Source organism: Chryseobacterium sp. 'Rf worker isolate 10' (genome assembly GCF_050753305.1).
Lineage (GTDB): Bacteria > Bacteroidota > Bacteroidia > Flavobacteriales > Weeksellaceae > Chryseobacterium.
Genome location: NZ_JBOZOF010000002.1, coordinates 145006 through 163654, shown reverse-complemented (window position 1 = coordinate 163654; position 18649 = coordinate 145006). Strand labels below are relative to the sequence as shown.

Sequence of the window (18649 nt, the reverse complement as noted above, 5' to 3'; positions counted from 1 at the left end):
GGGGATTTACTAATATTTAAAGGTTGTCTTTATTTTTTGATGAATTTAGATTTGAATTGCTCAATTCCTTTATCTTCTATTGTAATTACATAAGCACCTTTAACTAATGCTGAAATATTTACTTTTCCATCATTGATACTTCCTCTATCTACTAATTGTCCAGCAGCACTATAGATTTTATATGTTGCTTTATTTGAAACTTTAGTAATATTTAAAATATCAACTGCCGGATTTGGATAAATCTGAATTCCATCATTTTTAACAGAAGTTTCAGAAGTAGCAAGGTTGCTTGTAACAACTACGTTATAATCTTCAACCTCTCCATAGTAGAAATTAGTTCCACAAGCAAATGAAGCCGGGATTGGGAATCCTTCATTGTCTGCTCCTGCATAGAATACAAGAACTCTCATTCTTAGTGTCTGATTTTCTACAGCACTATTAGGAACTGTAAATGATCCTGAAAATGAACTTACTGCAGTACTTGTAGTAGGAACATTTAATACAGCTTCGTTACTTTCGAAAACTCCATTTTTATTATAGTCTATATATATAGCTGCCACATCATTAACATATGCATTTCCTACTGAAACAGAAATAGGATATGTTGATCCTTTAGTCAGGTTAATCTGAAGTGCAGAATTGGTTGTATAATTGGAATACGTTGATGCTCCTGTAGTATTGTTAAGGTTAGCAACCGTTACATTTGAGATATATTCATCTGTATTCAGTAAAGTTGATGCTGCACAATAGGTAATAGCAAGTGTTGTAAAATTAACAGATGTAGAATAAGTTCCTACTGTTGTACCACAAACTAAAGCAACCTGTACTTCAAAGTTTGTACCCTCTGCTAAACCAGTTAAGTTAATAGAAGGAACTGCAGAATCAACTTCGCTCCATGTAGTTGTACCTACTTTTCTGTAACGTACTTTATATGTAGCTCCGGTATAAGCCATCCATGAAACGTTCGCCGAAGTATTACCGATATTGCTTACTGCCACGTTTGTAGGTGCAGCAGAGCTACAAGCAGAAAGTGGTCCTATAGTAACAGGTCCTACTGCATAGAAAACGTTTCCTATCGCAGCAACTCTTACTTTAATGATCTGTCCGTTTAAAGAAGAAGGGAATGTAAAGTTTTCAGTTCCGTCATTTGGAGTTGAAGCAGCTAATACAGTCCAAGTTGTCCCATTATCTGTAGTATAATCAATCTTAACATTTGCTACGTTATATGGAGCAGCGTTTGTGTTAGCCACAAGCCATTGAATAGGTGTAGGTGTATTCACATCAGCATATTGATTTGCTAATTTGAATGGTCCTGTATCTCCTACAACAATTGTTTGAGTTGCAAAGTTAGTCTGCTGCTGCGCAACGTTCGGGTTGTTATCTCTTACTGTAACTGCAAAATTTGTAGTTCTTGCGAATGCAGAAACTGACTCCCAAGTATTGTTTGCATTATTTAATACACCATTCATTACAGATGTAAAGCTTGGGAAATATCTTGTTGGATTTGTTCCTGTAGACTTGGATCTGAATGTTGCACCAGTAGTTGTATTACCTATATTATTCTTATTAATAACAACAGAAGCATTATCTATTTCTTCCCATACATAAGTAAGCGGGTCGTTTTCAGCATCTGTAGCTGAAGCTGTAAGCACAAATGCTGTACCTTTAGGAATATTGTATGTTGGTAAAGCTGTAATTACTGGTGGGTTATTAGTAATTGGAGTTTCTACATCACACGTTCTTTCATTCAGTTTATCCTGAACCTGATCAATACTTGCAATATGGAAATATGGGTCCGAATGCGGCTGCACATCATAAGTAGCTCCTGTAATACCTGCATACCCCATAATTGTAGATCCTGAACCAGGCTCCATGTTTACTCCGGATCCTTCAAGGCTATGAGAGAATGTATGATTCGCTCCCAACTGGTGTCCCATTTCGTGAGCTACATAGTCGATATCAAAATTATCTCCGGATGGGGGATACGTTGCAGATGGATTTACACTTCCTGTAGCAGGAGATGTAATACCAGATCCTTTTCCTTCCGGTTCATCAGTAGTAGGGCTCACACAAAAGCAACCAATACAACCTGCATTTCCACCTCCTCCTGAAGCACCAAATAAGTGACCAATATCATAATTTGTCTCACCAACAACTGTTGTCAATTGGTTTTGCAATTCAGTATTCCATGTACCTGGAGGCGCTGTTGCACTGGTAACAGAAGCATATGGATCAGTAGCAGGGTTATCAAAAATAAGAGCTGGGTAGTTTAATACATTTAAGTGTAATGCAAAGTCTTTTTCAAATACTCCATTTACTCTTGACATAGTGTTGTTTACCTGAGCCCATGCACCAGCAACTCCTCCAAAAAACTGAGTATATTCTCCCGTAACAGACATTGCCAATCTCATTGTTCTGTATTTCTTATCAGAATTTTTAGCAAAGCTGGTTGGTTGGTTGGCAATAGATTTACCTTTTTTCAATAAAGCATCTATTTGCTTTTTAGAAGCAGGACTTTCTTCTGTTGAGCATATAAATCCATTTGGATTCTTCATCGTTTTAGGATGCACTGCGTATACACTCTTATCAGTAGTTAAAGGTTCAATGAACTCATATTTGTCTCCATCTATAATCATAGACTGAAGCTCATTAGGAGAAACACTGAATCTTAAATATTTACCGGGATCTTCAACACTTGTTCCCACGTAAGAACCTAGCTCATACTTATCAGCAATTTCTTTTGCTAGAACAGGAAAGCTAAATACTTTGAATCTTTCTATTCTCCCATCAACAGTTGGAAGAGAAATAATTACTGGAGCTGCATTTGGCCCCATCTCTTGAGCATTCTTCAATTGAGATCTTAGTGAAGCTAAGTCTAATTTATAATACCCGTTCTCTCTTACACCAGATTTCTCTACTGTAAAAGTTCCTCTTTTTTTGCTGTCTACTTTATTAAATGAAGTAGGAGTCCATTGTCCGAACGCTGCTCCACCTATTAAAGTACACACCAAGGCAGTAAATACTCTTTTCATAAATTAAATAACAATTATAATTTCCGCCAAATATAGCCATTTTACAACTTACACAAATAAAATAAGTTAATATTTTTCAACATTAACTATACAATAAACTTATTTATTAAAAAAAACACAAACTTCATAATACTATAAAGTTTGTGTTTTGTATATCGTAAAAGTAAATAATATCTATTCCTAAAACTTATATGCAATATTCCATGCAAATCCCATATTGAATTTTGAAGAACTTCTTCCAAATCCCGGAACGATCATTGGAGAGATATCATCCTGCTTAGAAGTATATACCATATATCTCGGCTGAAGATTTACATCAATATAAAAGTTAGAGCTGAACAACTGTACTCTACCTCCTATGGTTCCTTCCAGCCAAAAAGAAGACTGTGATGATGAGGGGAAGGCTTCAGAAGAATTACTTCCACCAAATCCACGGACGGGAACAGCCATATATTCCTGATTATAGAATGATCCGGCAACTTTTCCACCGGCATAAAATCCGTTGAATTCATTTTCCGCATCTTTTGCCAGCATATAGAATGCTCCTAACTTAACGAACGGACCACTTGCTTTAGCATCATAACCATTCTTCTGGTATACATTTTTTTCAAAACCAGCTTCTGCAATAGCATGAACATTTCCTCTGATTTTTGAAGAAATAAATCCCTGATACAGTTTTCTGTCTGAAAAGAAACCAGCTCCGGTATTCAATACATCAAGGCCGACCATGAAATTGGGCTCATATTTTTCATGAACCTTCTTCTCTGCTTCCTTTTTTTTATCTTGTGCCCAGCTTATTATTCCAAATAAACTAAAAAGAAAGGTAAAGATTAGTCTTGTCTTCATTCTCTATCTGATTTTGCCCGATTTCCACTTTCTGAACAGGATTCGGAGTTACTAATTCTGAAGTTAAATTCTCGTAATACTTTTTGATTCCGCATCCGGGAGAAACGTACGTTGATTTCGTAGTATAATTAACTCTTACTTTAGATTCTACTCCTTTAAGTCTAACTTTGAAATAAATATCTGTATAAGGCGAGTTATCCACACGTAAAGGAATTAGTCTGGAATCAACTTGTGCAAGTTTACCCAGATCCACTTTCCCGGCACCATAATCTACTGCTACATATAGTGTATCCACTGTCATTTCTTTTCCAGTTGACAGTGATTTGAAAGCTACCTTCATTCTGGGAGTTCCTTCTCCACTTTCGCAAATATCATCATCTCCTCCACAGGAAAAAAGCATTCCTAAAAAGCAGATTGCTATGAGAAATTTAAAGTACTTCATATTAAGATTTGAAATTCAAATTTAAATAAATTTATTTTTTAATCAGCAATGCAATGTTCTCAACATGGTGTGTCTGCGGGAACATATCTACCGGCAAGATCTTTACTAAAGTATAATGATCTTTCATTAAAGCAAGATCTCTTGCCTGCGTTGCAGAGTTACAGCTTACATAAACTACTTTTTCAGGTGAAAGCTTTAAGATCTGCTCTACCACCTTCTGGTGCATTCCATCTCTTGGTGGATCCGTAATCAAAACATCTGCTTTTGGATGGTTTGCCATGAATTCATCATTGAAAATATCTTTCATATCTCCACAGTAGAACGTTGTGTTTGTAAGTCCGTTCAATGCAGCATGCTCGATAGCGGCATCTATTGCTTCCTGTACAGATTCTATCCCGATAACCTGCTTTGCATTTCTTGCTACATATTGTGCAATTGTCCCTGTTCCTGTATAAAGGTCATACACAACTTCGTCTCCTTTCAAATCTGCAAATTCAAGGGTTTTTCTGTATAATTCCAGTGCCTGCTTGTAGTTGGTCTGGAAGAATGATTTCGGTCCAATCTTAAACTTCAGCCCGTCCATTTCTTCCATAAGATAACCTTCTCCGAAATAGATATTGATATTTAAATCATAAATAGAATCATTCTGCTTAGGATTAATAGCATATACCAATGTTTTAATCTGCGGGAATTTTTCTAATAGAAATTCAAAAAGTTTTTCTCTGTTTTCTTTTTCTTCTCTGTAAAGCTGGAAAAGAACCATCCACTCTCCTTTGGAGTTTTGTCTCATCATTAAGGTTCTTAAAAAACCTTCCTGATTTCTTACATCAAAGAAGTCCAGACCAGTATTGACACCATATTCTTTTACAGCTAGTCTGATTGCGTTGGAAGGATCTTCCTGAAGAAAACATTCTTTAAGGTCAAGAATTTTGCTCCACATTCCCGGAATATGAAACCCTAAAGCATCTTTACTTCCGAAATTTTCTTCAGAACTGATTTCATATTGAGTAAGCCATCTCGCATTTGAGAAAGAAAACTCCATTTTATTTCTATAAAAATATTGTTCTTCAGCTCCTAAGATTGATACGGTCTCGAAGTTATCAATTCCTCCGATTCTTTTGATATTGTTATAGACTTCTTCCTGTTTGAAATCAAGCTGTTTTTCGTAGCTCATATTCTGCCATTTGCAGCCACCACAAGTTCCGAAATGAACACATTTTGGTTCAACTCTATAAGGTGATTTTTCAAGAACCTCTATCGCTTCGCCTTCAAAGTATTTAGACTTTGCTTTCTTCACTCTTACATTTACAATATCACCCGGAATTGCACCTGTAACCATCACTGCTTTTCCTTCTTCGGTCTTTCCTATTGCCACACCTTTTGCTCCGGCAGTCAACAGCTTTATATTTTCAAGAATTAGATCTCTTTTTTTCTTCCTACTCATTCTAAAATTTTCTATTTTCCTAATTGAAACTTTACGTTTCAGTTTGCAAAAATACAATAAAAAAAACCTTATCCGAAGATAAGGTTTCTATACTGTGTTAAAGTTTATTATTTTGTTGGAGCCGGCTGTGGATTTGCCGGCTGTGGAGCTTGCTGCTGAGCTGCAGAAGGATCAATCTGAAGCTGTGGCTGCATCTGTACATTTGGAGCTACTTTTGGAGCTGCAAGCCCTGTCTGCTTATCCAGAATTGTTACCAACTCCTGCTCACCAAGGTTTACGAATGATCTGCTGGCAATTTTACCATCTTTATCAATGATTACAAAGCAAGGTAACTTGAATCCGTATACGCCATATTTCTTAGCAATATCAGAGTTCAGACCTCCTTCTCCGTAAACGTTTACTCCCTGAATTCCTTTTAAAAGAGAGTTACTTGTTTTAATGAACTGATCTTTTGTGTCGTCTACATTTACGAATACAAAATTCATTTTTGATTTATAGAAGTTTACCACTTCTTTTAATACAGGCACTGTAGCTTCACTGATGTAAGGATTCCATGAAGCGTAGAAGAACAGCATATAAGGTTTTCCTTTGTTTTCGGAAAGGTTATAAGCTTTTCCGTCCTGTTTTGCTAAAGCTGCGTCAGGAGCCGCATCTCCGATTTTAAGTCCTGTAATTGCTACCTGCATTTTTAAAAGGTCACTTTTAATTGTAGCATCTTTAATATCCGAATCAATGATTTTTTTGATTTTATCAATGTTTGCAGGTGTAGTCGTAGGGTGAATATCAGCCTGAGCCATTACAAATGCCAAAAGATAGTCTTTTGCAGTCTGAGATAAATCTTTCTTTGTTTTTAAGTATTGAGCGAACATCTCAGAAGTTGTAATTCCTGTTTTTCCTTTGCTGTTTGCTTCTGCATACTTCTGGAAATCCGGAGTCATTTTTACAAGAAGATATTGTCTGTAAAGAGGGATTGATTTCACCATCGCTTCTTTATCAGTTTCCAGCTGAGTTTCATAATCCTTGAAAGCTTTAGAAGCTTTGTAAGAAGGATTACCAGACATTGGTCCGTGAGACATCTCATAGTTGGCAAGCAAATTAAGAATAGTCACTTTAATGTCGTTTTTCTTCCACTCAAGAAGTCCTTTGCTTGGGTTATTTTTCTTTGCTAAGTCGTCTACATTTTTATTAATATCAGCTTCTACTTTGTGCATTCCTTTTAAAAATGCAGCTTCGTCTCCACCCATTAATCCAGCTAAGTTAACTTTGCTGCCATACTCTGCCAGGAACTTCATACTTGCTGTAAGGAAATCATTATTCTTTTTAGCATCACCTGTAATTACATATTCATTTGGGAAAGTAGCTCCGTTTCCTGAAATATTTACTTTTTGTCCTCCTTCAAGATAGATCAGGTTTTGTCTGCCCGCATAGTTGATTACGTACATTCCGTCTTTAGGAGCTTCAAAGCTTCCTGAGAAATTTCCGTCTTTATCTAAACCAATATTAATCAAAGGCAGGGTTCCTACTCCTGAAGCTTCTACAAATTCTATTCTTTCTAATGATGAGCTTCCAGTAATTTTTCCTTTTACTTCTACTTTTTTTGAACAAGACATCACAAAAACTGTGATGATAAACAATAAAAGATATTTTTTCATTTCAATTTTTAATATTACACAAAAATAAGCTTTTTAGGGCTTGTTAATTCACACTAATTATTTTTTTTAAAAATTTTATTATGAGCATTCAGGAGAGACATTTTAATTATTTTAATTGTCTCTTTTTGAATGGCATGTTGTATTTGAAAGTTTTTAAAAAACGTTTCAACTACCCTTCAAATATATACTTATTAAATAAAGAATGACTAAAACCTATCAATAAGTTAACAAACTTTAACAGGGCTTAGCATTTCATAAAAAAATCGCCTCCAAAAATGAAGGCGATTTTTTATGTATTTGAATCAATTCTATCCTTGATCTACTAGAGCAGCCATGTACTCTCTGTTCATTCTTGCAATGTTTTCAAGAGAAATTCCTTTTGGACATTCCACTTCACACGCACCGGTGTTTGAACAGTTTCCGAATCCTTCTTCATCCATAGCTTTCACCATGTTCAGAACTCTTCTCTTAGCTTCTACTCTACCTTGTGGAAGTAATGCATATTGAGAAACTTTAGCTCCTACGAATAGCATTGCAGATCCGTTTTTACACGTAGCTACACAAGCTCCACATCCGATACAAGCTGCAGCATCCATTGCTTTATCTGCATCTTCTTTCGGAACCGGAATTGCGTTAGCATCCAATGTATTACCTGAAGTATTCACAGAAATAAAACCTCCTGCTGCCATTACTCTGTCGAAAGCGCTTCTGTCTACCATCAAGTCTTTGATAACAGGGAAAGCAGCACTTCTCCAAGGTTCAATAACGATAGTCTCTCCATCTTTGAACATTCTCATGTGAAGCTGGCAGGTTGTGATACCTGTATCCGGCCCGTGAGCTCTACCATTGATGTAAAGTGAACACATACCGCAGATTCCTTCACGACAGTCGTGGTCGAAAGCGATAGGTTCTTTACCTTCGTTAATTAAATTTTCGTTCAGGATATCTAACATCTCCAAAAATGAAGAATCTGTAGATACATCTGATATTTTATAGGTCTCAAACTGACCTTTAGTTTTACTATTTTTTTGTCTCCAAATTTTCAGCGTAAGATGTAAGCCTTTTTTTGCACTCATAATGTTATATTTTAGGTTGGAGATTATTTATAACTTCTAGTTTTAACCTCGATGTTGTCGTATATCAGTTCTTCTTTATGCAACACTTCCGCGTTGATATTGTCACCCTGATATTCCCAAGCTCCGACGTATTTGTAGTTTACGTCATCTCTTTCCGCTTCTCCATCCGGAGTTGAGTGGTCTTCACGGAAATGTCCACCACAAGATTCGTTTCTGTGTAGTGCATCGATAGCCATTAATTGTCCAAGTTCAAGGAAGTCTGCCACTCTGAATGCTTTTTCAAGTTCAGTGTTCATCCCTTCTCCTTCTCCCGGTACTTTTACATTTTTCCAGAAATCGCTTCTTACTTCTTCAATTTCTTTGATTGCTTCTCTCAATCCTTCAGGAGTTCTTCCCATTCCTACTTTGTTCCACATAATGTTTCCTAATTGCTTGTGGAAGTGGTCTACAGAATGAGTTCCTTTATTATTTAAGAAGAAGTCAATTTTTTCTTTAATTCCTTTTTCAGCTTCGTCAAACGCACCTGAATTAGTAGGAATTGCTCCTGTTCTGATATCTGCAGAAAGGTAATCTGCAATCGTGTAAGGAAGTACGAAATAACCGTCAGCAAGACCCTGCATCAATGCAGAAGCACCCAATCTGTTTGCACCGTGATCAGAGAAGTTGGCTTCACCAATTACGAAACATCCAGGGATTGTAGACTGAAGGTTATAATCAACCCATACACCTCCCATTGTATAGTGAACTGCAGGATAGATCTTCATTGGAGTTTTGTAAGGATCATCTGCTGTAATTTTTTCGTACATTACGAATAAGTTACCGTATTTCTCCTCTACCCAGCTCTTACCTAAATCGTAGATCTGCTGATCTGTTGGATTATGAATATGTTTTTCGATAGCGGATTCTTTACCTTTTTTCATGATCTCTGTAGAGAAATCAAGGTAAACTCCTTCCTGAGTATCATTATTTTCGATTCCGAATCCAGCGTCGCATCTTTCCTTAGCTGCTCTTGAAGCAACGTCTCTAGGTACAAGGTTACCAAACGCAGGGTATCTTCTTTCTAAATAATAGTCTCTATCTTCTTCTTTAATATTTTCAGGTCTTAATTTACCTTCTCTGATGGCTACTGAATCTTCATGTTTTTTAGGAACCCAGATTCTTCCTGAGTTTCTTAATGATTCAGACATCAAAGTCAGTTTAGACTGCTGTGTTCCGTGAACAGGAATACAGGTCGGGTGAATCTGTACATAGCAAGGGTTTGCGAAGTAAGCTCCTTTCTTGTGAATTTTCCATGCTGCAGAAACGTTGGATCCCATTGCGTTAGTAGAAAGAAAATATACGTTTCCGTATCCACCTGAAGCAATTACTACTGCGTGAGCAGAATGTCTTTCGATCTCACCTGTAACAAGGTTTCTTGCGATGATCCCTCTTGCTTTACCATCTACAATTACAAGGTCAAGCATTTCATGACGGTTGTACATCTTGATTCTTCCTTTACCGATCTGGCGGCTCATTGAAGAATATGCTCCTAATAATAACTGCTGTCCTGTTTGCCCTTTTGCGTAGAAAGTTCTTTTTACCTGAACCCCACCAAATGAACGGTTATCCAGCTGACCGCCGTAATCTCTCCCGAAAGGAACCCCCTGGGAAACACACTGGTCAATAATATTTGCAGAAACTTCAGCTAATCTGTAAACGTTGGCTTCTCTTGCTCTGTAGTCACCACCTTTGATGGTATCATAGAATAATCTGTAAGTAGAGTCACCGTCTCCCTGGTAATTCTTAGCTGCGTTGATCCCTCCCTGAGCTGCAATAGAGTGCGCTCTTCTTGGAGAATCCTGGTAGCAGAATGCTTTTACGTTATATCCCTGCTCAGCTAATGTAGCTGCTGCAGAACCTCCTGCCAAACCTGTACCTACAACAATAATATCAATCTTATCTCTGTTGTTTGGTGCAACAAGGTTCATATGGTCTTTATGATTTTTCCACTTGTCTTTAAGAGGACCCGCTGGAATTCTTGAATCTAATTTACTCATACTAGTATATTGATATTATTGAGTTATAAAATGGAAAACTGCTACGATGATGAATCCTGCAGGAATAAGGATTGAATACCATGTTCCGAAAGCTTTGATCACCGGCGTATATTTTGGATGTCTTGCTCCGATAGACTGGAACGAAGACTGGAATCCGTGTGCTAAGTGTAATCCTAGTAAAACAAAAGAGATCACATATAAAGCCACTCTCCAAAGATCAGCAAACTTCTCATGAAGTTCCGGCCAGAAACGTTCTGCATCAGGAGTCAATCCTTCTACATACTTGTAATTAATTTCATGCAACCAGAAATCATATAAGTGAAGCGCCAGAAACGCTAAGATAACAGCTCCGGAAATAATCATATTTCTGGACATCCATGAAGAATTCACTGATGCGTTGTTAGCTGCATACTTTACCGGACGCGCTTTATTATTCTTGATTTCAAGCACAAATCCCATAATGAAATGGAAAATTACTGCAAAACCAAGAATAGGCTGCATTAAGAACTGCACAAAAGGATTATAGCCCATGAAGTCTGATGCGGTGTTGAATGCATCCTTGTTCAGAACTGATAACAAATTGGTCGTCAAATGCAGTATAAGAAAAATCAGCAAAAATAGAGCTGATAATGCCATAGCATATTTTCTACCTATCGTAGAACTCGTTAAACCTGCCATATAAGTTTAAATTTGAATTTCTACAAAATTAAGAAAGTTTAACAATATCGAAAAGTGAGAAATCTCACAATTAGGCAGTTTGTAATCTTTCTAAATAAGAATTCCATACATTATAGATACAGGAAAACACATAAATTATAAAGCATTATTTAAGATCATAAACCTGATCTCGGAAAACTACTTTTTGAGAAGATGATGGGAGGGATTTTATTTCAAAATAATCCACTCTTCTTGAGGAACAATAGGGATTTATAATATACCGTAGAATTTTAGCTTTATCTTCCATATCAGAGATCCAAAAACAGGCTTTATCCCCTCTTTTGACAGAAAAAATTTTGCTTTTATCCAAAGTATGAACTAATACCTCTTCTTTCTGATTTTCAAAGACATTGATTCCAGTTCTTAAGATCAAAAATATAATTACAGCCATCGCGAACCTCATCGAATTTTTGAAATTAAATGTTACGATGACCGATCTTAATAAATAGACTGCCACTGAAACCGACAGCACTTCAATCCCATTCATAGGAATATTTTCAAAGAATAACAGGTCTACATCAGCAAACCAATGAATCATCTTCAACAGAATCTGTATCACAAAGTCATATATATTATTCAACAAGCCAAAATCAATTCCGCAGGCGACAAAAGCTGTCATTATAAATGAGAAAACAATAATTATTTCGGAAAAAGGAACAATAACAAAATTCGCAATGATGGATATGAATGAAAACTGATGAAAATAATACAGCACCAAAGGAAGTGTTGCCAGCTGTGCGGATAAAGATATTGTAATGGTATTAAACAGAAGCTTTTTAAGATAATGATCCTGTTTCGGAAAATGCTTCAACAGAGGCTGATTCAGCCAATAGATTCCTAAAACCGCTAAAAAGCTAAGCTGAAATCCTACATCAAAAAGCTGCTGTGTGTCTCCAATTAAGATAAAAAAAGCGGATAAAGCTAACGAATGAAGCAGATCAGGTTTCCGCTGAAGCAATACGAAAACAAAATACACATTCAGCATGATACAGGATCTCAAAACAGAATTCCCAAAACCAATAAAAGCAGCAAACAACCAAATAAAAACCAAACTTAGAATAACTGCATATTTTCTGAATTGTAAAGGAATAAACCGAATCAATAGAAAATAAAACATCCCAAAAATAACCACAATGTGTGTTCCCGAAATGGCCAGAAAATGAACCAGTCCGGACTTATTGAAATCCTGAACTGTTCCTGCATCAATCTCCGTACGGTCTGCCAGAATAATACCTTTCAGAAACTCTTTGGTTTTTTCAGAAATAGGGGTTTTATCAATTCTGTTAAGAGCCGTAAATCTATATTGCCGGAGTTGATCCGCCAACGTTAAGTCGTTTCGTTCTGCAGATACAATTTCTTTTGAAAAGTAGATCTGCTCATCAATATGCTTTCTTTTCAGATATTGAACATAGTTGAATTGAAAATCATGCTCAGGAGCTTTAGGTTTTGTAATATAAGCTTCCCCTTTATAATAATGAATAAAATCCAGCTCTTTGACATCTTTTGGAACATACAGAATTGAATTTAAATTTGCATTTCCCACCTGCACAATTCCTTCGTATTTTTTATACTTTTCGGTAGAATTTAATTTCTGAGAAATTTTGAAAGTGACGGTTTCTTTTTTAGATGAAGATGAATAAACATCCTCTGCAGAAGTGTTATAACGATGAAGAATAATTCCTGTGCCAAAGAACAAAAGTGCAAGCAAAACAACTTTCGTTTTGTGCAGAAAATAAGAATGAAAACAAATTACAGTAAGTATGACCAAGCACGTTGCAATTACTGAATAAAATGCAACACCAGCCAACACCATTTTATCCTGAAAAAGAATTCCAAGAATAAAAAATACGACCAGAATAAGAAGAGGCTGCTTTTTCAATTTCAATTAATTATCAAGGGAAAATAGATAATTATTACTTAACTAACCTTCTCTTCAACAACCAAATAACAAATTAAAAAACCATCAAAGGAATTAATAGAGAACCTGATTTTTTACTACTAAAAATCTATTTATATTAAAAAGTAAAAGTCTGAAACAATAGTTCCAGACTTTCTTGTATTTCTATTTAAGCTATTTTATTTCTTAAGAAGGCTTTCTATCAGCTTACTTTGTATTTCCATAAGCTTAGCAAGCTGTTCCTGATTTTTCAGAATACTCTCTAATAATTCTGGTGACTGCATATTGAAAACAGGGTTATATTGATTGACATTTGCAATTGATTGATCACTAAATTCATTATCATGAATAATAGTTGTATGATCATTAAGTAAGTCATTAATATCAACCTCTAGTTCTTTTGCTATTTTGTTCAGCAGTAAAGAGTTGGGAATATTTTTATCAGACTCTATATTGGAAATAGTAGTCTGTGTAGTATCTAAACGTACTGCCAGATCTTCCTGAGACCAGTTTCTGGCTTCCCTGTATTGTTTTACTCTTGTACCTATACTCATTTTAAAAGAATTTTTATCAAAAATATAAAAATTCTTATGATGTAGGAAGATGGAAAAATATATTTTTGTACGAAATCACACCGATGTGATAAAATTTGTATATTTAAAATCCAAAAAACAGAAATCGTATGATGAAAAAAACAACCCATTGGTTGCTGCTACTGGCAATCATAACCTCTTCTCTTTCCTCCTGTATTCATGAAGAAACCTCATCTGCTTCTGAGGCCTCTATTCTATCAAAAGAATACACCTCAAAAAGTCTTTGGAAAGAAGACGAAAAATACATTAAAAATGTAAAGAAAATATTTGAGACCTATTCAGATCCCAATTATGTCAAAATCAAACATGGTGAAGTTGCCTGGAATTATGCAACAACAGCGGGGGACGAAAGCTTCCTTGAAGTTCCCGTTTTAAAAGATGGAAAAATTAATTTTACTCTCGTAGTAAAAAGAGAAGGAGACAGAGTCTTTTTCAAAATGGATCCAAATGAAAAGTCTAAAAAGTTTTTTGACCTATTGGTTTTTAAAAATAGGGAAAATCTTTCCGGAACGTTTAAAGAAAACTCAGGAAATGCACAAAGTAAGAACAGCTGTGTAACTATTTATAAAACAGTAACCTGGACAGATACTGTATCAGGAGCAATCCTACAGGTTGATCATTTTGTAGAAATGCATTGCTCACCAGCCGGGCCTTATTTAGAATGTATGGATATGTCTCCCGATTCACAATGTGGTGGCGGAAGCGGCGGCGACAGTGGCGGCGGCGGAGGAGGAAGTGGTGGCGGTGGCTATTCTTACCCTGTAGACAATCAATACACTGATTTTATTAAAAACTGCACTACCTTAAAGGAACAAGCCCAGAATACAAATTTTCAACAAAAAGTTGCAAATATTGACAAACCTGAAATGTTCAAAATGCAAAAGGAAACAGGATATGCAGCTGCATATGGGCCTCAAACCTCTTATGAACAATTACAAAACACTCCTAATGGAAACGTAAAACTCCCTATTGGAAATAAATATTTTGGCTATATTCATAATCATTTAGACTTGGAAGGGATTGTAAAAATATTTTCACCTTATGATATTTCCACTTTTTTAACTAGTTGTGTTCCTAATGCTATACAAAAAGGAGATGTTTCTCAAGCGTATGCTATGGTCATTACTTCTGAAGGAAATTATATACTGAAGTACACGGGGAACGGAAGCATTGGATTAACTCAAGATAAAATAGACAACTGGAATGAATGGTATATAAGAGAATATTCAGAATTGGAAGAAACAAAAAAATTAACTCAACCTAATGTAGAAAAAATATTTGCCAAATTTTTACTGGAAATAGTAAATATCAATGGTTTAGAAATATATAAAACAGAAAAAACAACTGGTGCAGCTGCACAACTTACACTTAATAGTGACAAAAGTGCTGTTGTAACACAATCATGCCCATAAAATTTATTAATTATGAAAAATTTTTTTTTATTTATACTATTAAGTATCACAATATCTTGCTCAGCCCAAGTATATCCATTAAGAACATTTACAGATATTCCCGAAAACTCATATTTAAAAGATACTAATAATGAACTTCCAAACTATGAAGGAATATGGAAGGGAATATGGGAAAATAAAACTATTCTGATTACATTCAAAAAAATCAATAATAAGTATGACAATATATTGAAACGTAATAGAGACTATTTAATTGGGAAATTTAAAGTTATTGATAGTAATAATGGTAATGTCTTGTTTGATAATACAACTTTACCTGATGAACAAGCTAAAATTCAAGGAACAAGGTTTAGAAAAGAAGATGATAGATATTCATTATTCTATATTGATAAAGACCTGTGTGGAGCTACCGGAAGTATTAGAATAAACTTTACTGACGCAAGTAAAACAAAATTAAATTGGCAATATTTTTACCGTAATGAAATAATTAGCTCAAGTTGCCAATATTACAATACAAGTATTCCACAAGCTCTTCCAAAAGAAATTGTTCTCACAAAACAATAAAACAATGGACAATTAAACATCTTGTGGAGTTACTTATATTGCTAAAATTCATATAAAATTATGAAAAATATTTTAAGTATTATTTGTCTTACCGTTTTTACAGGCTGTATAGGTCAAACTGTCTCTCTTGAAACAATGGCACAATGCACCTTATCATCCCAAACATGTCCAAATGCCTCTTATGTAAAGGATATTAATAATTCCCTGAATAAATATGTTGGAACATGGAAAGGAAACAGGGATGGTAAAAATTATGAATTTAATTTTATCAAAAAAGAAAATGTGGGCCAAAATCAAAAATGGGACATGCTTATTGGAAGGGTAAAAATAACCAATACAAATGGTGTCGTAGAATATGATAATTTTAATAAACCTGATACTGAAACCAAGTTTACTGGTTTTAATTTTCAGAAAGATTTAAAAGTTTATTTAATGAACTTCTTTGGTGATAAATCGGGATGTATTGACTATGGATATCTTTATATGTGGATAAAGCCAGAAACTCCAAATCAAATGGGAGTTAATTTTCATCCAGATAATGACATCGTAACTCAGGACTGTAATAATTTTAAAACTACTCTTCCAGACAATAAGATTATACATTTAACAAGGCAATAATAAATAAACCGCTTTTCAGTGGTTTATTTATTTCAGAAATTTATCCGTCAAACGCTTCGTTTCTTTGATATAAAATAAAGGATCTTTCCCATAATCTTCATATTTGAAATCACCTGATCTTTTAGGGATCGCAGGCTCTATCTGGGTTCCTTCATGCCATTCATTGAATGATGTGATTCCGATGAAATCCGGATTTACTTTAATGGCAGCATCAAACATCTTTTCATAATATTTTCCATTATCTCTGCTTTTGAAATTTGCTTCGTTCCATGGGCGTATTCTTGTATCGGAATACCCCGGCCCTACACAAGGAATAAAAATCAGATGATGATCTTTAGCATAGCTGGCCATGAAATCCCAGTTAGCAGTTGTACTTCCATATACAAAACCTTCGCTGGCAAAATAAGTATAGAAACCGTCAAAACCTGCTGAATCAAAGAATTTCGCATCATCTTTTTCAACCCAAAGCCCGATATAAAGCGCATCTAGATTTGTATTTCTAACTGTTTTTTCTCCATTTTTGGATAGTATTTTAGCCCATTCTTCTTTAGGAATTTTATAGCTGTCATATACATAAAACAGAGGCTTTCCTTCTTTTTTGTAGAAAGCATGGTGATGAGAATATGTTTTTATAAGATAAGAAAGCTGTTCCTTTAATTCTGTAGTATTTTTATAAAACGGCTCAATGTGAAATGCAATTTTTAAATCAAAACGATCTGCAATATCCAAATATTTGATAAGACTTTTATCTGTAAATGAATCTTTTCCCAACCAGCTCACAACCACTACTCCTACTCCAGAGTCTTTGATCATTTTCATATGTTTTTCAATGATCTCTGCATCATTGGAACTATAATTTCCAAGTGACGGATAAAAATTAGCTCCAATATCATCTCCTCCTTGGTGATGTCCCAGATTGTTCCATTTCGGATTACTCCAGTGAGGAAGGATTTCATGGTTCCAATGTTGATAACTTCCGTCGGTTGCCGGATTTCCATACCAGCCATAATAGAATATCTGAACTTTCTCTCTTGAATTGCCTTGCTGGGCAGAACTATTTGAGAAAAACAATGTGAATGTCAGTAATAATAAGAAACGGGTATAGTAATTCATAGTTAAATAGTAGATTAAATCTCGGATGCTTTGTAAGAAACTACACTTTCAAGATCACCTCAGCAGCATGATCACTGGCGCCTTTGCCACCTAATTTTTCTCTCAGAAGATTGTAATCATTCAGAACCTGTTCTCTCTTTTCTCCTGCTAAAATCTTATTGAGCTCTTCTACAAGGTTTTTAGTATTCAGATCATTCTGAATAAGTTCTTTTACCACTTCTCTATCCATAATCAGGTTAACCAGAGAAATATAATTGATATTTTTCACTAATCTTTTAGCAATAGCATAAGAAATTTTGCTTCCGCGATAGCAAACCACTTCAGGAATATTCAGTAAAGCGGTTTCCAGGGTAGCTGTTCCTGAGGTAACCAGAGCGGCTTTGGAACATCTCAGCAAATCATAAGTTTTATTGGATACAAAATGAACGTTATCATCTACATATTTTTGATAAAACTCTTTAGGAAGACTTGGTGCTCCGGCAATCACAAACTGGTAGTTTTTAAAATGCGGTCTTACGGAGAGCATTATTTCAAGCATCTTTTCTACTTCCTGTTCTCTGGAACCCGGCAGCAGTGCAATGATTTCTTTTTCGTTCAGTCCATGCTCCGATTTGAAATTTTCAATACTGATTTCCTGAAGATCCGAAATAGCATCCAGCAAAGGATGGCCTACAAAATGGGAATGAACTCCGTGTTTTCTGTAAAAATCTTCTTCAAAAGGAAGAATGACCATCATTTCATCCACATATTTTTTGATAGTCTCTACCCTGCCTTCTTTCCATGCCCAAAGCTGTGGAGAAATATAATAAACGACTTTGATCCCAAGTTCTTTGGCAAATCTTGCAATCCTCAGGTTGAACCCCGGATAATCTACCAAAATTAAAACATCAGGTCTGTTCTTCTGAATATCCTCTTTGCAGAATTTGATATTATTCAGAATAGTTCTTAGATTCATCACCACTTCCAGAAAACCCATAAAAGCCAGATCACGGTAATGTTTTACTAGTGTTCCGCCCTGAGCTTTCATCAGATCACCGCCCCAAAATCTGAACTCTGCATTCGGATCTTTTTGTTTTAAGGCTTTCATCAAGTTGCTTCCGTGCAGATCGCCTGAAGCTTCTCCTGCAATAATGTAATACTTCATTTCTATAGTAAGGATAGAGAACAAATTAAAATAGATATGATCTTAATTCGTAAATTTGTTCAA

At 35.4% G+C, this 18649-nt stretch carries 15 protein-coding genes; 3 read left to right on the top strand and 12 right to left on the bottom strand.

What is annotated here, in order from left to right; translation table 11 throughout:
• Nucleotides 1–29: 29 nt before the first annotated feature.
• The 10 genes from LKL37_RS10775 to LKL37_RS10730 form a co-directional block, all read right to left on the bottom strand.
• Nucleotides 30–3032, bottom strand: coding sequence for a reprolysin-like metallopeptidase (locus tag LKL37_RS10775; RefSeq protein ID WP_431610585.1), 3003 nt, complete (start codon nt 3030–3032; stop codon nt 30–32).
• Between the two features lie 180 nt (nt 3033–3212).
• Entirely contained in the window at nt 3213–3878 is a 666-nt protein-coding gene (locus LKL37_RS10770) for a DUF6048 family protein (protein ID WP_431610584.1), read from the bottom strand.
• Entirely contained in the window at nt 3844–4320 is a 477-nt protein-coding gene (locus LKL37_RS10765) for a DUF6452 family protein (protein ID WP_431610583.1), read from the bottom strand. Before LKL37_RS10765 ends, LKL37_RS10770 begins: the two co-directional genes overlap by 35 nt.
• A 31-nt stretch (nt 4321–4351) precedes the next feature.
• A complete protein-coding gene (gene rlmD, locus LKL37_RS10760; RefSeq protein ID WP_431610582.1) occupies nt 4352–5764 on the bottom strand; it encodes a 23S rRNA (uracil(1939)-C(5))-methyltransferase RlmD in 1413 nt (470 codons plus the stop codon).
• Nucleotides 5765–5871: 107 nt separating this feature from the next.
• Nucleotides 5872–7416: a TlpA family protein disulfide reductase gene (locus LKL37_RS10755; protein WP_431610581.1), complete on the bottom strand. Its 1545-nt coding sequence runs from the start codon at nt 7414–7416 to the stop codon at nt 5872–5874.
• Between the two features lie 308 nt (nt 7417–7724).
• Entirely contained in the window at nt 7725–8492 is a 768-nt protein-coding gene (locus LKL37_RS10750; RefSeq protein WP_062675785.1) for a succinate dehydrogenase/fumarate reductase iron-sulfur subunit, read from the bottom strand.
• A 23-nt stretch (nt 8493–8515) separates the two neighbouring features.
• On the bottom strand, nt 8516–10528 hold the full coding sequence (locus tag LKL37_RS10745) for a fumarate reductase/succinate dehydrogenase flavoprotein subunit (RefSeq protein WP_431610580.1): 2013 nt from the start codon (nt 10526–10528) through the stop codon (nt 8516–8518).
• Between the two features lie 15 nt (nt 10529–10543).
• Nucleotides 10544–11206: a succinate dehydrogenase cytochrome b subunit gene (locus LKL37_RS10740; protein WP_047373501.1), complete on the bottom strand. Its 663-nt coding sequence runs from the start codon at nt 11204–11206 to the stop codon at nt 10544–10546.
• A gap of 145 nt (nt 11207–11351) precedes the next feature.
• Complete coding sequence (locus tag LKL37_RS10735) at nt 11352–13124, bottom strand: ComEC/Rec2 family competence protein (protein ID WP_431610578.1); 1773 nt, start codon at nt 13122–13124, stop codon at nt 11352–11354.
• Nucleotides 13125–13321: 197 nt separating this feature from the next.
• On the bottom strand, nt 13322–13696 hold the full coding sequence (locus LKL37_RS10730; protein ID WP_431610576.1) for a helix-turn-helix domain-containing protein: 375 nt from the start codon (nt 13694–13696) through the stop codon (nt 13322–13324).
• A gap of 128 nt (nt 13697–13824) precedes the next feature.
• Between LKL37_RS10730 and LKL37_RS10725 the strand changes: the two genes are divergently transcribed.
• From LKL37_RS10725 to LKL37_RS10715, 3 genes are read left to right on the top strand one after another with little or no spacing between them, the layout of a single operon-like run.
• Nucleotides 13825–15147, top strand: a complete 1323-nt coding sequence (locus LKL37_RS10725) for a hypothetical protein (protein WP_431610575.1) — start codon at nt 13825–13827, stop codon at nt 15145–15147.
• 12 nt (nt 15148–15159) lie between these two features.
• Nucleotides 15160–15711, top strand: a complete 552-nt coding sequence (locus LKL37_RS10720) for a DUF6705 family protein (RefSeq protein ID WP_431610574.1) — start codon at nt 15160–15162, stop codon at nt 15709–15711.
• A 60-nt stretch (nt 15712–15771) separates the two neighbouring features.
• Nucleotides 15772–16329, top strand: a complete 558-nt coding sequence (locus LKL37_RS10715) for a DUF6705 family protein (protein ID WP_431610573.1) — start codon at nt 15772–15774, stop codon at nt 16327–16329.
• A gap of 27 nt (nt 16330–16356) precedes the next feature.
• On the opposite strand, the gene LKL37_RS10710 is transcribed toward LKL37_RS10715, so the two are convergent.
• Nucleotides 16357–17442 (bottom strand): glycoside hydrolase family 99 protein, encoded by a 1086-nt coding sequence (locus LKL37_RS10710; RefSeq protein WP_431610572.1) that lies wholly within the window; start codon nt 17440–17442, stop codon nt 16357–16359.
• 40 nt (nt 17443–17482) lie between these two features.
• On the bottom strand, nt 17483–18586 hold the full coding sequence (gene lpxB / locus LKL37_RS10705) for a lipid-A-disaccharide synthase (protein WP_431610571.1): 1104 nt from the start codon (nt 18584–18586) through the stop codon (nt 17483–17485).
• Between the last annotated feature and the right edge of the window lie 63 nt (nt 18587–18649).

What these genes read in the sequence shown, in the direction of transcription:
- LKL37_RS10770 (WP_431610584.1), bottom strand. Translation starts at nt 3,878, where the DNA reads ATGAAGACAAGACTAATCTTTACCTTTCTTTTTAGTTTATTTGGAATA.
- LKL37_RS10750 (WP_062675785.1), bottom strand. Translation starts at nt 8,492, where the DNA reads ATGAGTGCAAAAAAAGGCTTACATCTTACGCTGAAAATTTGGAGACAA.
- LKL37_RS10710 (WP_431610572.1), bottom strand. Translation starts at nt 17,442, where the DNA reads ATGAATTACTATACCCGTTTCTTATTATTACTGACATTCACATTGTTT.
- LKL37_RS10725 (WP_431610575.1), top strand. Translation starts at nt 13,825, where the DNA reads ATGATGAAAAAAACAACCCATTGGTTGCTGCTACTGGCAATCATAACC.
- LKL37_RS10745 (WP_431610580.1), bottom strand. Translation starts at nt 10,528, where the DNA reads ATGAGTAAATTAGATTCAAGAATTCCAGCGGGTCCTCTTAAAGACAAG.
- LKL37_RS10765 (WP_431610583.1), bottom strand. Translation starts at nt 4,320, where the DNA reads ATGAAGTACTTTAAATTTCTCATAGCAATCTGCTTTTTAGGAATGCTT.
- rlmD (WP_431610582.1), bottom strand. Translation starts at nt 5,764, where the DNA reads ATGAGTAGGAAGAAAAAAAGAGATCTAATTCTTGAAAATATAAAGCTG.
- LKL37_RS10755 (WP_431610581.1), bottom strand. Translation starts at nt 7,416, where the DNA reads ATGAAAAAATATCTTTTATTGTTTATCATCACAGTTTTTGTGATGTCT.
- LKL37_RS10775 (WP_431610585.1), bottom strand. Translation starts at nt 3,032, where the DNA reads ATGAAAAGAGTATTTACTGCCTTGGTGTGTACTTTAATAGGTGGAGCA.
- LKL37_RS10720 (WP_431610574.1), top strand. Translation starts at nt 15,160, where the DNA reads ATGAAAAATTTTTTTTTATTTATACTATTAAGTATCACAATATCTTGC.
- lpxB (WP_431610571.1), bottom strand. Translation starts at nt 18,586, where the DNA reads ATGAAGTATTACATTATTGCAGGAGAAGCTTCAGGCGATCTGCACGGA.
- LKL37_RS10730 (WP_431610576.1), bottom strand. Translation starts at nt 13,696, where the DNA reads ATGAGTATAGGTACAAGAGTAAAACAATACAGGGAAGCCAGAAACTGG.
- LKL37_RS10740 (WP_047373501.1), bottom strand. Translation starts at nt 11,206, where the DNA reads ATGGCAGGTTTAACGAGTTCTACGATAGGTAGAAAATATGCTATGGCA.
- LKL37_RS10715 (WP_431610573.1), top strand. Translation starts at nt 15,772, where the DNA reads ATGAAAAATATTTTAAGTATTATTTGTCTTACCGTTTTTACAGGCTGT.